This window comes from Flammeovirgaceae bacterium (genome assembly GCA_015180985.1).
GTDB lineage: Bacteria > Bacteroidota > Bacteroidia > Cytophagales > Cyclobacteriaceae > UBA2336.
Genome location: CP054185.1, coordinates 374,720 through 387,876, shown reverse-complemented (window position 1 = coordinate 387,876; position 13,157 = coordinate 374,720). Strand labels below are relative to the sequence as shown.

General features: G+C 46.7%; 11 protein-coding genes. 8 read left to right on the top strand and 3 right to left on the bottom strand.

What is annotated here, in order from left to right:
- Positions 1-6 precede the first annotated feature (6 nt).
- The 5 genes from HRU69_01875 (at position 7) to HRU69_01855 (ending at position 6,155) form a co-directional block, all read left to right on the top strand.
- Positions 7-471 (top strand): hypothetical protein, encoded by a 465-nt coding sequence (locus HRU69_01875; protein QOI96299.1) that lies wholly within the window; start codon positions 7-9, stop codon positions 469-471.
- On the top strand, positions 468-1,703 hold the full coding sequence (locus tag HRU69_01870; protein QOI96298.1) for an alkaline phosphatase family protein: 1,236 nt from the start codon (positions 468-470) through the stop codon (positions 1,701-1,703). The genes HRU69_01875 and HRU69_01870 overlap by 4 nt, the downstream gene beginning before the upstream one ends.
- A gap of 46 nt (positions 1,704-1,749) precedes the next feature.
- Complete coding sequence (locus HRU69_01865; protein ID QOI96297.1) at positions 1,750-3,267, top strand: carboxypeptidase; 1,518 nt, start codon at positions 1,750-1,752, stop codon at positions 3,265-3,267.
- Positions 3,268-3,419: 152 nt separating this feature from the next.
- Positions 3,420-4,136, top strand: a complete 717-nt coding sequence (locus tag HRU69_01860) for a hypothetical protein (GenBank protein QOI96296.1) — start codon at positions 3,420-3,422, stop codon at positions 4,134-4,136.
- A 135-nt stretch (positions 4,137-4,271) separates the two neighbouring features.
- Complete coding sequence (locus tag HRU69_01855; GenBank protein QOI96295.1) at positions 4,272-6,155, top strand: caspase family protein; 1,884 nt, start codon at positions 4,272-4,274, stop codon at positions 6,153-6,155.
- 92 nt (positions 6,156-6,247) lie between these two features.
- Here HRU69_01855 and sdaAA read toward each other — a convergent pair whose 3' ends face one another.
- Entirely contained in the window at positions 6,248-7,153 is a 906-nt protein-coding gene (gene sdaAA / locus HRU69_01850) for an L-serine ammonia-lyase, iron-sulfur-dependent, subunit alpha (GenBank protein QOI96294.1), read from the bottom strand.
- A 57-nt stretch (positions 7,154-7,210) separates the two neighbouring features.
- On the bottom strand, positions 7,211-8,020 hold the full coding sequence (locus tag HRU69_01845; GenBank protein QOI96293.1) for a sulfite exporter TauE/SafE family protein: 810 nt from the start codon (positions 8,018-8,020) through the stop codon (positions 7,211-7,213).
- A gap of 42 nt (positions 8,021-8,062) precedes the next feature.
- On the opposite strand from HRU69_01845, the gene HRU69_01840 reads away from it, so the two are divergent.
- Genes HRU69_01840 through HRU69_01830 form a run of 3 tightly spaced genes read left to right on the top strand, consistent with a single transcriptional unit; the run spans position 8,063 to position 10,112 of the window.
- The gene (locus HRU69_01840) at positions 8,063-8,491 is read left to right on the top strand and encodes a hypothetical protein (GenBank protein QOI96292.1); all 429 of its coding nucleotides are present in this window, start codon (positions 8,063-8,065) and stop codon (positions 8,489-8,491) included.
- 27 nt (positions 8,492-8,518) lie between these two features.
- On the top strand, positions 8,519-9,898 hold the full coding sequence (locus HRU69_01835) for a M20/M25/M40 family metallo-hydrolase (protein QOI96291.1): 1,380 nt from the start codon (positions 8,519-8,521) through the stop codon (positions 9,896-9,898).
- A 46-nt stretch (positions 9,899-9,944) separates the two neighbouring features.
- The gene (locus HRU69_01830) at positions 9,945-10,112 is read left to right on the top strand and encodes a hypothetical protein (protein QOI96290.1); all 168 of its coding nucleotides are present in this window, start codon (positions 9,945-9,947) and stop codon (positions 10,110-10,112) included.
- Here the strand turns inward: HRU69_01830 and gcvP are convergent, their stop codons facing one another.
- Complete coding sequence (gene gcvP / locus HRU69_01825; protein QOI96289.1) at positions 10,113-12,983, bottom strand: aminomethyl-transferring glycine dehydrogenase; 2,871 nt, start codon at positions 12,981-12,983, stop codon at positions 10,113-10,115.
- Positions 12,984-13,157: the final 174 nt, after the last annotated feature.

The following is a 13,157-nucleotide window of genomic DNA, read 5'->3' as shown; positions in this document are numbered from 1 at the left end:
TTAGGTATGTGGGAAGAAATCTTGAAAGCATTACCCGTGGCAGCTTCCAGTTCGGTTAAGTTTATTTTAGGCCCGTTGGGCGGATACACCCTTGGGCTTCATTTGGTAACTACCATTATTGCCACAGTTGTGGGCATGATGGCCAGCGTAACAGCCTTTACGTTTTTTGGCGACTGGCTACGCGATAAAATTGTAAACCGGTTCTTTAGTAAGAGAAAAAAATTTTCACAGGGCAATCGCAAGTTCGTTACCATATGGAAAAAATATGGATTGGCCGGAGTGGCTTTCTTAACGCCCCTGTTGTTTACGCCAATTGGTGGAACCATACTGGCCGTTGCTTTCGGCAGCCCGAAAGACAAGGTGTTGATTTACATGTTTATCAGTGCGGCTGCATGGGCTACTATTTTTTCAGTAGCCATCTATACGTTTGGAAACAAGGTGCTCCCTGAATTTGTACAACAATGGCAATGAGTAGAATTGCAGGTTTATTTACGCTGATTTTAATTGCAGCGCACGGGCTGGTTTATGCCCAGCAGAAAGCAGTCTTTATTATCCTTGACGGCATTTCAGCCGATGTACTCGAAAAAGTTGAAACTCCTTCTATTGATGCCATAGCAAAGGCAGGAGGATATACACGGGCCTGCACCGGAGGTTTAAATGACTCCTATAATCAGTCACCTACCATTTCAGCGCCCGGCTACAACCATGTGTTAACCGGTGTGTGGTCGAACAAGCATAACGTTTGGGATAATTCAATTAAGGAACCTAACTATCATTACTGGAATATTTTCCGAATTGCCAAGCACGCTAAACCCGGGTTGAAGACGGCCATCTTCTCTACCTGGCAGGATAACCGAACGAAACTGATTGGCGAAGGATTGGAAACAGCCGGCAATTTCAAATTTGATTATGCCTTTGACGGATTTGAAGTGAATGAAAAGCAATTTCCGCACGATGCGGATAAGAAATATATTTTTGATATAGACGAACACGTATCGAAGGAAGCTGCCCGCTACATCCGCGAACGAGCGCCTGATGTTTCATGGGTTTACCTGGAGTACACCGATGATATCGGTCATCGGCATGGCGACAGCCCGGATTATGAACGAGCCATTCAGTTTGCCGATGAACAAGTGGGCCGGATATGGGAGGCAGTTCAATTCAGACAAAAACAAGTTGGTGAGGATTGGATGATTGTAGTAACTACCGATCACGGTCGCGATCCGCAAACCGGCAAAGGGCATGGCGGGCAGAGCGATCGCGAACGTACAGTTTGGATTGCCACCAATGCAAAAAACCTGAACGGCCGGTTTGGCCAGGGTACAGCCGCTGTTGATATAATGCCTTCGTTGTTGTGGCATTTGAAAATCAATCCCCCGGAAGAAATTATTATGGAACAGGATGGTGTTCCGTTTATCGGCCCTGTTTCTGTGGCTGATGCCGGAGCAACGTTGATTGATGACGGAAAAAAAATTGAATTACGCTGGACTGTGCTAGAGGGGAATTCTAAACCAGTAGTTTATTTGTCAACTACCAATAATTTCAAAACCGGAGGAAAGGACGAGTGGCAACGGATAAAATGCCAATCGGCCACACCGGGCCGTTGTACCATTGATGTAAGCAGGTATCCATCATCGTTTTATAAGATTGTGGTTAAGGGCCGGAGCAATTCCATCAATACACAAGTTGTAAAAAACCATTAGGATTAAACGCCCGGGTTTTGTTAGTTAAGCGTTAAAATCCCATCCCATGAAAAAGATTTCCATTCTCTTTATTGCAATCTTTTATTTAGTTGTTACAACACTGGCACAGGATAAACCAGCCGAAAAGCCAGCCGATAAACCGGTGCCTGAGCCCCAGGTTTTCACCACAACTCAAACCGTAAAAATCAATGGCGTGGTGCATACGCTTAAAGCACGTGCGGGTACCATGCTGCTCAGGGATGAGAACAATGAACCGATTGCGTTGCATGGATTTACGGCTTATTTCAAAGAAGACGGCCCATCAAAAAGACCAATAATTTTTGCTTACAATGGCGGTCCGGGTTCATCAAGCTATTGGCTGCACATGGGCGTAATGGGCCCCAAACGAATTGTAGTGAACGATCCGGGCTATACAAAGGCGGCTCCGTACCAGTTGGTCAATAATGATTATTCAATTCTGGATATGGCAGACGTGGTGATGATGGACCCTATCGGCACCGGCCTCAGCGTGCCGGTGGGCAAAGCCGAAGGAAAGGACTTCTGGGGTGTTGACCAGGATATTCGTGCAATCAGTTTGTTCATCATGCAATTTTTAAAGCAGTACGACCGGCTTCAATCGCCAAAGTATATTCTCGGTGAGAGTTACGGCACGTTTCGTAATGCGGGTGTGATGAGCTACCTGCTCGATCGCGGTTATGCGTTAAATGGCGTGGTGATGGTTTCGGCAGTGTTTGATCTGCGCACGCTTACATTCCCACCTAATGACGACATGCCCTATATAGTTCATTTCCCCACTTATGCGGCTACGGCCTGGTATCATAACAAACTGGTAAACAAGAACCCGAACCTGATGGCTTTTCTGGACGAGGTTAGAAAATTTACCGAAGAAGAGTATATGCCGGCTCTCTTTAAGGGCGATCGCCTTACGCATGCACAAAAAAATCAACTTGCCGGTCGGTTAAACCAATATACGGGCGTGAGCACCGATTACTGGCTCAAAGCCGATTTACGGGTGAAGGCCGGAGAATTTTTTAATGAGTTGCTGCGGAATGAGGGCATGACGGTAGGCCGGCTGGATTCACGGTTTATTGGTATTAACGAACGCCTTATAAACCAGAGCGGTACGACTGATCCGCAAAGTGATGCCATCTCGCCCGCCTATACAGCCGGCTTTCTGGATTATTTCCATCGTGAACTGGGCGTTGACAAAAAACTGAACTATAAAACATCGGCTTATGCCAGTCCGGGTTTTAAATGGGACTGGAACCATGTGGGCAACATGCAATGGAATACACAAAGCGCAATTAATACCGGCATTGATATGGCCAAAGCCATGAACGAAGACCCGAACCTGAAGGTGTTGATCATGAACGGCATTTATGATTTGGCAACCGTGTTTTATGGTGTTGAGCATTCCATTAACCACCTTGGCCTGCGCCCTGAAATCAAAAAGAACATCATCATGACCTACTATGAAGCCGGCCACATGATGTACACCCACGGGCCTTCCTTACAGAAATTCAAGAAAGATCTGGCTGATTTTATTCGGGAAACTTCACAATAGTGAGGTAGTCGGGCTATTGTCAGTATTAAGTTTAGAGCAGGATAGTAATTTGCAGGAACACCTTTTCTGCTTATGAGCATCCTGCATCGGGGTTGTCCTGCGCTTGGATGGTTTATCTTTATTTGTTTAATTTTGATTAAACCCTCCTCGCCATGAGCAGATTCTTAATTTCACTGTTTGTTTTGGCTTTGCTTTTGACTTTCTATACGGCAAAGGCTCAGATTTCGATAGGTATTAACACCGGATATGTGAGTTCCCTGAGTCCTGCGGATCCTTTCGCTCCCGAAAAAGATTGGCAAAATTCAAGTAATTCAAGTGAGTTGGGCTTTTACGATGGAGCAACCGGTATGGCAACGAATATTTTTTTGACCTGGGAGGCATCGAATCGTGTAAGTCTTGGCCTGGTGTATCGTTACATGCAGTTCTCTAATTCAAAAAACAACAGGTCTTCAAAAGATGGTGGCCTTGGGTTAAGATTTAAGGTGAACTTCATTTCTCATGAAAAGAAGTTTGTTCCGTACGGTCAGCTTCAGTTTATGTTTTTTGGCAATCATATTATAAATCAGGAGCAAGTAACAGATAGTCGGGGCCAGGTGCAGCCGGCATTTGATGAGAGTGTTAAAGCGAAGGTTGGAGTAGGCCTTGATCTTGGACTTGAGTTTAAACTAACTGGTGGATTTTATGCAACGATTTCGGGGGGCTTCCATGCGGTGGATCTTGATGAAGAAAGTGGACGAGCAATAGAAGCCTTATACATTGGCCAGGTATCAAATAATACACCTGACAAGATCATTGGTCCAATGTTTATTCAATTTTCGGGAGGCCTTAAGTATTACTTCAGTAAGCGCAAAAAGAAGCGCGATTTTTAAAATCTTTCTTCTGATATGAAAAGATGCCTTATAACAACATTGCTTCAGTGTGTGACGGTTATTATTGGCAATACCCAAGTTGTTCAACAAAACAAAATCAAACTGCCAAATGATGAAAACGCTCGGGTTGTTGTAGTGACCACAAATTCCAGGCGAATTATCATCGGGGGTGATAAAGGAAGTCTGTCAGTGTATGAACCAGCCAGCCAGGATGTTTGGAATCTTCCATCGCATGCCGCAAAGATCAATGCCATGGCGGTAAGCTATGATAACCGGTTTGTTGCGGCTTCCAGTGAAGATGGAAATGTTTCATTGTACGACTTTACGGAATCAAAACCCCTTAAGCTCAATGGTGCGACCGGTACCGTTCGGGCATTAAGTTTCAGCCCAACGGGTTTAGTACTTGCTTCAGGTAATGACGAGGGAAAAGTAAGCCTTTGGAATTGTATCACGCGGGAAAAGATTCAGACTTTTCAATCGACCGGCCAGAAAATCCTTTGCCTTGCATTTTCGCCCGATGGCAAAAAACTCGCCTGGGGCTCGGTCGATAATGTTGTTATTGTTTGGGATGTTGAAGACAACAAACAAATACATGCTTTGAGGGGCCATAAAGATTGGGTTCGTGCCATTGCATTTAGTCGCGATGGACAAAGCCTGACAACGGGAAGTTATGATAAAACCATAAGGCATTGGAATACCCAAACAGGTGAATTAAACTCCACACTCACAGGGCATCGGAGTTGGGTTACTGATTTAAACTATAGCCCCGATGGAAAGTATTTGATTAGCAGCGGTGCAGACGGCCAGGCTATCATTTTTGATAAGGCAGGAAAAATGACTCAACGTATCACCGATTTATCGCAGGTGGTATGCGCATCGCAGTTTTCATACGATGGTAGGTTTATTGTTGCCGCTGACCTCACCCCGGTAGTAAAATTATATAACTGCACAGTGCTGAATATTGAGCCATGGAAGCCGTTCGATATCACACCACCTTCGGTTGTTATCCTAAGCCCGAAACTACTGGCTTCGAAAGACATTGCCTCCGGTTCGCGTAAATCCTCAGTTCATCAGTCTTCAGTTCGGTTGCTGCTGGAAGTGAATGATCTTAGTGGAGTAACGGAAGTGCTGGTTAATGGAAATAAATTAGAACGGATTGAGGGATATCCTGATCGCTATCAATTCAATTTCAGTGTCCCGATTAATACAGAGAGTACTTTGGTTATTAACGCTACCGATAAAATCGGTAATGTGGCACAGGAAAAACTTTTGGTAGAACACAAACCTTTTAGCGGAACTATTAACAAGGATAAGTACTATGCTTTACTCATAGCCAATCAGGTTTATTCTGATCCGGGAATTGTGAGTCTTGATCAACCTGTTAAGGATATGCAGCGCCTGAGGCAAGCGCTCCTTCAGTATTATTCATTCGATGAAAAAAATATTACCGTGATGGAAAATCCTAACCGAAACCAGTTATATGCGGCATTGGATGAACTACAAGCTAAACTTGACAAACTTGATAACCTCTTGATTTTTTATGCCGGTCACGGGTACTGGGATGAACAGTTACAACAAGGGTATTGGCTGCCATCGGATGCTGAGCCGAACAAACGCAGCACGTGGCTCTCCAATGGTACCCTGCGTGACTATATTGGTGGAATTGGAGCACGCCATACATTACTGGTAACCGATGCATGCTTTTCGGGTGGAATTTTTAAAAGCCGGTCCATTTTTGAAAATGCATCAGCGGCTATTGAAACACTTTACTTAAGAAAGAGCCGAAAAGCAATGACCAGTGGAACTTTAGAGAAAGTACCGGATAGAAGTGTTTTTATTGATTTTCTAATCAGGCGGCTTGAACAAAATCAAGAGCCATACATTACAGCGGAAGAACTCTTTAGCGGATTACGCAGGGAGGTTATAAACAATAGCCCGAACAATCAGGTGCCTCAGTATGGTGAGATTGGTCAAACCGGTGATGAGGGCGGTGAATTTATTTTTATTAGAAAGAATTGAAATGTGGTGTTAATCTGTTACCTGGTTAAATATCAAAATAATTGGAACATTTTAAAAGGACTTCATGAGTTGATCTGGGGAGATAGATGCTTTTACTTCATGTCTTCATCCGGCAGCACTTCGATATCGTGAATTAAGACTTTTTTGGCAATAGCCTGCCCGGTTTTGGTGGCGGCCAGCCCGCCCAGTGCCGTTTCCTTGTAGCGAGTTTCCATGCTGGCGCCCACTTCGCCCATGGCTTCTATCACTTCGTCAACCGGGATTACACTGCTTACATTGGCAAGGCCAATCTGGGCTGAGCTGAAGGCAATCGCTGCAGCGCTGGCATTGCGAACAATGCAGGGCACTTCTACCAACCCGGCCACCGGATCGCACACCAAACCAAGCATGCACTGCACGGTAATGGCTACGGCATTGAAAACCTGGTCGGTGTTTCCGCCCAGGCAATACACAACCGAAGCTGCCCCCATGGCAGCAGCCGTTCCGGTTTCGGCCTGGCAGCCACCCACGGCACCGGCAATGCTGGCTTTCTGTTCCATAATCAGCGCCACGCCTGCTGCGAGCAGCATGGCATCAATGATTTTGCTGTCATCAACGTTGTGGATTTCCTGAAGCGTAAACAGTACACCCGGCATAATGCCGCTGGCACCGGCAGTAGGAGCCGCTACCACACGGCCCATGCACGAGTTAACTTCTTTGGCAGCCAGCGCACGCGAAATCAGGTTTTGAAATTCTTTTGAAAGAACCGGCAACGGATAATTATACACCTTCTTGGCTCCGTTGTTTACCATACCCGACCGTGATTTCATTTCTTCGGTAAGGCCCGTGTGTACGGCTTCTTTCATCACGGTCCAGGCTTTTTCAAGCCCTTTTATAATCTCCTCATCGGTTCGGCCGCGCTGGGAGCGTTCGTATTCCATTACCACCTGTGGCAGCGTAAGCTTATTGTCGTTGGTATATTTTTTCCAGTTCTCGAACGAATCAAAAAGAAAGGGCATAGCAAATCATTTGAGTCATCGAAGTTACGAATTAATTAACTCACGCCCTCCTTTTGTTTATAGCCACACCAGTTCGCCAATTTTTTGTATGGCTACGATGCTGATCACCACCAGAAACAGAATAGTTACGGTACGTGCCGGTATTTTATGGCTGAGCACAACCCCGATAGGCGAGCCGATGAGTACGCCAATGGAAATGGGTAAAATCATGGGGAACACAATCAGGCCAAAGCTGCCCGGAATAGGATAAGTTGGCTCCAGAAACAGGTTGTTCACTGTAAGCCACAAGGCAATGGCGAAGATGGTGCCGAACGAAATAGATTTGGCTTTCATGATGTCCACCTTTTGCCAGAGGTTAAGCAGCGGGATAACCAGCGTACCACCGCCCAAGCCGGTTAACGCGGCAGCAGTGCCTGCTGCTCCACCGGTTAGTAATAGTCTTGTTTTCGTAATGTGTTCATCCTGCGGATTGGAAAGTTTTAGTTTTTTAAACGTCTGGATGATGATGATGAACATGAAGAAAACAACTACCGAATTGAAGAGCGTGCGCGAGTAAAAACTGCTCTTGGCGATGGTTTCGAATATAACAAACGATGCGATCACAGCCCCCACAGCGGTCCATTTGGTCTCGGTCAGGTAAAACGATTTTCCGCGGATGGTGGTAGCCATATTTGCCAGCGATGATACCATGGTGGAAAAAATGGCGTTGGCAATCGTTACCGTTACGTAATGCTGTTCAGGCACGCCAAACCGGCTTAGCACCAGCGGTATAACGGCCAACATCATAAACCCCGTACCGATTCCCGTAAGTCCGGCAATTAAGCCACCAATCAGTCCGGCACCGGCTAACAATAAATTTTCGATCATTTACGGGATAAAGAAATTATCTTTCCGCAAGGTAATGACTCTATGAGAAAGTTAATACTGATCGGTTTGGTGTTTACAACGCCTGTTCAGGCACAGGATATCAATGTGTGGCAGGTGTTGGCCGAAGTAGGGTACGAAAGTAAACCCAGCCCGGAAACGGGTTTTGAAATTGAATCACCAAAATTCAGCAAGCGGCTAATGAGTTATAACGGCAAGGTAGTTCGGGTTAAAGGGTATTTAATCCCGATGGCTGAATTAGGAGGTAGAAATGAATACATGCTATCATCGCTACCCTTTAACCAGTGTTATTTCTGTGGAGGTGCGGGACCGGAAACAGTGGTGGAACTTCAAACGAAGCAAACCATAAAATTTGTGTCCAGGCAAATTACCATTGAAGGTGTTTTATTTCTGAATGATTTTGATCCGGAGCATCATATGTACATCCTTAAAAATGCAAGAGTTATTGATTAACGTTAAACTAACTGTAACATTATTTCCATGAGATTCCGCATTACCTTGTTTTTACTTGTAGCTGCACCGGTTTTGATTTTCGGGCAGGCGACTGATGAAGTATTCATCCGGAAAATTTATGACGAAGCCCTTGCCCGGGGTAAGTCGTATGAGATGCTTGACTACCTGTGCAACACCATCGGCCCGCGGCTGAGCGGATCACCGGGTGCGGCAGCTTCGGTGGAGTGGACGCGCCACATCATGCAGCGGTACGGGTTTGATTCGGTGTGGTTACAGCCGGTAATGGTGCCCCACTGGGTGCGTGGAAAAAAGGAGATAGGCCGCATAGTAAACTCCAGGAAACTGGGCGTGCAGGAAGTAAACGTATGCGCGTTGGGTAACTCTATAGGTACCGGCCCTGGTGGCGTACTGGCCAACGTGGTGGAAGTTAAAAGCTGGGATGAGTTGAAAGCTTTGGGCGAGAAAGGAGTAATTAAGGGAAAGATCGTTTTTTACAATCGCCCGATGGATCCGAAACTGCTGCAGATGTTTGCATCGTATGGTGGTGCGGTTGATCAGCGCGCCAACGGGGCCTCTGAAGCTGCCAAGTATGGTGCCGTTGGTGCCATCGTTCGGTCGATGGGTGTGAACCTGGAGGATTATCCGCACACCGGTTCGTTGCGGTATGCGTTGAACGTTCCGAAAATTCCGGCTATTGCCATGGCTACGCGCCATGCCGAGTTGCTCAGCGAATTATTGAAAGATGATAAGGATCTGAAATTCTACATGGAAACCCATTGCGAGCAATTGCCTGATGCGCCCTCGTTTAATGTGATCGGTGAATTAAAAGGCTCACAATACCCCGATGAAATTATTGTTGTTGGCGGGCATCTTGATAGTTGGGATTTAGGGCAGGGCGCGCATGATGACGGCACCGGCTGTGTGCAATCCATTGAAGTGCTGCGTATTTTCAAAGCAATGGGTTATAAGCCTAAACGCACCATTCGTTCCGTAATGTTTATGAATGAGGAAAACGGCCTGCGCGGTGGCATTGAGTATGCCCGCCAGGCTGAATTGAAAAAGGAAAAGCACATTGCGGCCATGGAATCCGATAGGGGCGGGTTTACCCCACGAGGGTTTACCGTGCCCGTTGATCCTAAGGCAAAAGAAAAAATCAGAGGGTGGAGACCGTTACTTGAGCCGTATGGACTTACTGATTTCAACCAGGAAGGAGGCGGTGCTGATATCAGTCCACTGGCGCCACAAGGCGTTCCGCTGATGGGTTTTCTGCCCGACTCGCAGCGGTATTTCAATTATCATCACACTCCGGAAGATACGTTTGACAAAGTGGATAAACGCGAACTGGAACTGGGGGCAGCTTCGATGGCCGCTTTGATTTACCTGATTGACCAGTACGGGTTAAAATGAGGTTACTATATCCTTCAGTTTTGCATAAAAGCCAAATTTTCGGTGAATGGAGGCCAACAAAAACACAGAAGAACCGCGCAAGCGAGGCTATGTGCTTGAACGCATGAAGCAGATCACATCTTCATCGGAGCGTGCAGTGAAGTGGCTCCTGTATGTTTGGCTTGCGGCAATTTTTATTACCCTGCTTGGTGTTCTGTGGTATATGTTCCAGTAATCAGGCGGATACTGCTTCATTCCGCTCCTCAAAGGCTTCAACCGGCAAACAACTGCACACCAGGTTACGGTCGCCATAGGCATTGTCCACCCGGCTAACGCTTGGCCAGAACTTGGCTTCGCGTACATACGGTAACGGATAAGCCGCTTTTTGACGTGAGTAGGGCCTGTTCCAATCATCTGCTGTAACTACTTGTGCGGTGTGCGGTGCGTGTTTCAGTACGTTGTTTTCTTTATCGGCCTTACCTTCTTCTACTTCGCGGATTTCATTTCGTATCTCGATCAGCGCATCGCAGAAGCGATCGAGTTCATCCTTGGTTTCGCTTTCGGTAGGTTCAATCATCAGTGTTCCGGCTACCGGAAAGGAAACCGTAGGTGCATGGAAGCCATAATCCATCAATCGTTTGGCAATGTCTTCCACTTCGATTCCGGCTTTCTTAAAATCACGGCAGTCAACAATCATTTCGTGCGCACAGCGGCCGTTGGTTCCTGTATAAAGAATCTTGTAATGACCGTTCAGCCGATCTTTAATGTAGTTTGCATTGAGTATGGCCAGTTTGGTGGCATTGGTTAAACCTTCGCTGCCCATCATGGCAATGTAGGCGTATGAAATAGTAAGAATGCTCGCACTGCCCCAAGGCGCTGCGGATACGGCTGTGATGGCATGTTCACCACCGGTTTTCACTACCGGGTTGCCCGGAAGAAAGGGTTTGAGTTTATCATTCACGCAGATCGGGCCCATGCCGGGGCCACCCCCGCCATGCGGAATGCAAAATGTTTTATGGAGGTTGAGGTGACAAACATCGGCACCAATGTTTGCAGGAGACGTCAACCCCACCTGCGCATTCATGTTGGCGCCATCCATGTAAACTAATCCGCCATGCCGATGGATGGTTTCACATATCTCCGTAATCGCCTCTTCGAACACGCCATGTGTTGAAGGGTAAGTTACCATCAGGCAGGCCAGGTTGTTTTTATGTTGTTCGGCTTTTGCTTTAAGGTCGGTAACATCAATCTTACCGTCTTCATCTGATTTAACGATTACCACCTGCATGCCGGCCATTACCGCGCTGGCCGGATTGGTACCGTGGGCCGAAGCCGGAATGAGCGCAATGTGGCGATGGCCTTCGTTTCGTTTTTGATGATAAGCCCGTATTACCAACAGGCCGGCATATTCTCCCTGAGCACCGCTGTTGGGCTGCAGTGAAACACCTGTGAAGCCTGTAATTTCGGCAAGCCAGGTTTCCAAATCGCTTATGAGTTGCTGATAGCCTTTCGTTTGACTGGCCGGAGCAAACGGGTGGATGGCCCCGAACTCAGGCCAGGTTACCGGAATCATTTCGGTGGTGGCATTCAGTTTCATGGTGCAGGAGCCAAGCGAGATCATCGAGTGCACCATGGAGAGATCTTTGTTTTCCAGTTTCTTGATGTAACGCAGCATTTCGTGCTCGGCATGGTGCGAGTTGAATACAGGGTGAGTTAAGAAGGGCAATGTGCGATGCAGGTTCTTGGGTATTCCCTCGCCTTGTACCTGTGAAGGGGTCTTTACGCCAAAAGTTTCGAGTAGTTGATTAACGTCATCGGTAGTTGTGGTTTCATCTAATGAAATGCCGATGTGGTTGTCATCAAAGTACCGGAGGTTTATTCCGCGCTTTTCAGCCTCCTGGCGTATGGCCTCTTTGTTTTTAACCTCAACTTTTAAGGTATCGAAGTACTGGTTATTTACCTGCTTTAATCCGGCAGCTTTCAACCCTGCATTAAGCGTGTTGGTTAAGGCATGCACACGGCCGGCAATTTTTTTCAGGCCGTCCGGTCCATGATAAACCGCATACATACCGGCCATGACAGCAAGCAGTACCTGGGCTGTACAAATGTTGGATGTAGCCTTTTCTCTGCGAATGTGTTGTTCGCGTGTTTGCAGGGCCATGCGGTAGCCGGGCTTGCCCTGTGCATCTACCGAAGCGCCTATGATGCGTCCAGGCATCTGGCGTTTAAATTCATCCTTTGTAGCAAAGTAAGCGGCATGCGGACCGCCAAAACCCATAGGCACACCAAACCGCTGGCTTGAACCAACTACTACATCAGCCCCCATTTCACCGGGTGATTTCAATAACGTAAGCGCCAGTAAGTCGGCCGCTACCGCTACAAACACATCGTGTTCATGTGCAGCTTGTATAAAGGCGGTGTGGTCGGTAATGGCACCGTTGTTGTCGGGGTATTGAACAAGTACGGCAAACAAATCGGGGTTGGTAACATCCAGTTTCGTTACATCATCAATCACCAGGTTAATGCCGAGGGGAGCCGAACGGGTTTTCAGTACATCAATAGTTTGTGGAAAGGTGTTCTTATCAACAAAAAAAGTTGAGGCATTTTTCTTTGATGCCTTTACCGATGCGTGAAGCAGATGCATTGCTTCGGCTGCTGCCGTTCCTTCATCGAGCAATGAGGCGTTGGCGATTTCCATACCGGTTAAATCAATTACCATAGTCTGGTAATTGATTAGCGCTTCGAGGCGGCCCTGGGCGATCTCGGCCTGATATGGAGTGTAAGCTGTGTACCATCCGGGGTTTTCCAAAATATTTCTCAGAATAACATTGGGAGTATAGGTGTTGTAGTATCCCATACCGATGTAGGATTTGAACACCTTGTTTTGCGAAGCCAGTTGTTTGAAATCCTTGAGGAACTGCGCTTCGGATTTTGCCGGAGGAAGGTTTAACTTTTTTTTCAGCCGGATGGTTGCCGGCACGGTCTGGTCAATCAGGTGGTCAATGGTTGATGCGTTGATAACCTTAAGCATCTGGTCAATCTGCTGTGCATCAGGCCCGTTGTGGCGCGATTCAAATTTTTCGGTGTAGCTGGGATCGAAGTTCATGTGGTATTAACAGTATAGGTGAAAATCGGTTTTGAAAAGTGCCACAAATGTAAGACAGGCAATATCGATTTAAAATACTTTCGTAAAAACGGTAAAACCGTGTTTTTAAAAAGGTTTTTGTAATTTTAACTTAATGCGGGCAGCCACGGTACAAGAACGATTGAACCTTTTTTC

What these genes read in the sequence shown, in the direction of transcription:
- HRU69_01860 (QOI96296.1), top strand. Translation starts at nt 3,420, where the DNA reads ATGAGCAGATTCTTAATTTCACTGTTTGTTTTGGCTTTGCTTTTGACT.
- HRU69_01840 (QOI96292.1), top strand. Translation starts at nt 8,063, where the DNA reads ATGAGAAAGTTAATACTGATCGGTTTGGTGTTTACAACGCCTGTTCAG.
- gcvP (QOI96289.1), bottom strand. Translation starts at nt 12,983, where the DNA reads ATGAACTTCGATCCCAGCTACACCGAAAAATTTGAATCGCGCCACAAC.
- HRU69_01830 (QOI96290.1), top strand. Translation starts at nt 9,945, where the DNA reads ATGGAGGCCAACAAAAACACAGAAGAACCGCGCAAGCGAGGCTATGTG.
- HRU69_01845 (QOI96293.1), bottom strand. Translation starts at nt 8,020, where the DNA reads ATGATCGAAAATTTATTGTTAGCCGGTGCCGGACTGATTGGTGGCTTA.
- HRU69_01875 (QOI96299.1), top strand. Translation starts at nt 7, where the DNA reads ATGTGGGAAGAAATCTTGAAAGCATTACCCGTGGCAGCTTCCAGTTCG.
- sdaAA (QOI96294.1), bottom strand. Translation starts at nt 7,153, where the DNA reads ATGCCCTTTCTTTTTGATTCGTTCGAGAACTGGAAAAAATATACCAAC.
- HRU69_01870 (QOI96298.1), top strand. Translation starts at nt 468, where the DNA reads ATGAGTAGAATTGCAGGTTTATTTACGCTGATTTTAATTGCAGCGCAC.
- HRU69_01865 (QOI96297.1), top strand. Translation starts at nt 1,750, where the DNA reads ATGAAAAAGATTTCCATTCTCTTTATTGCAATCTTTTATTTAGTTGTT.
- HRU69_01835 (QOI96291.1), top strand. Translation starts at nt 8,519, where the DNA reads ATGAGATTCCGCATTACCTTGTTTTTACTTGTAGCTGCACCGGTTTTG.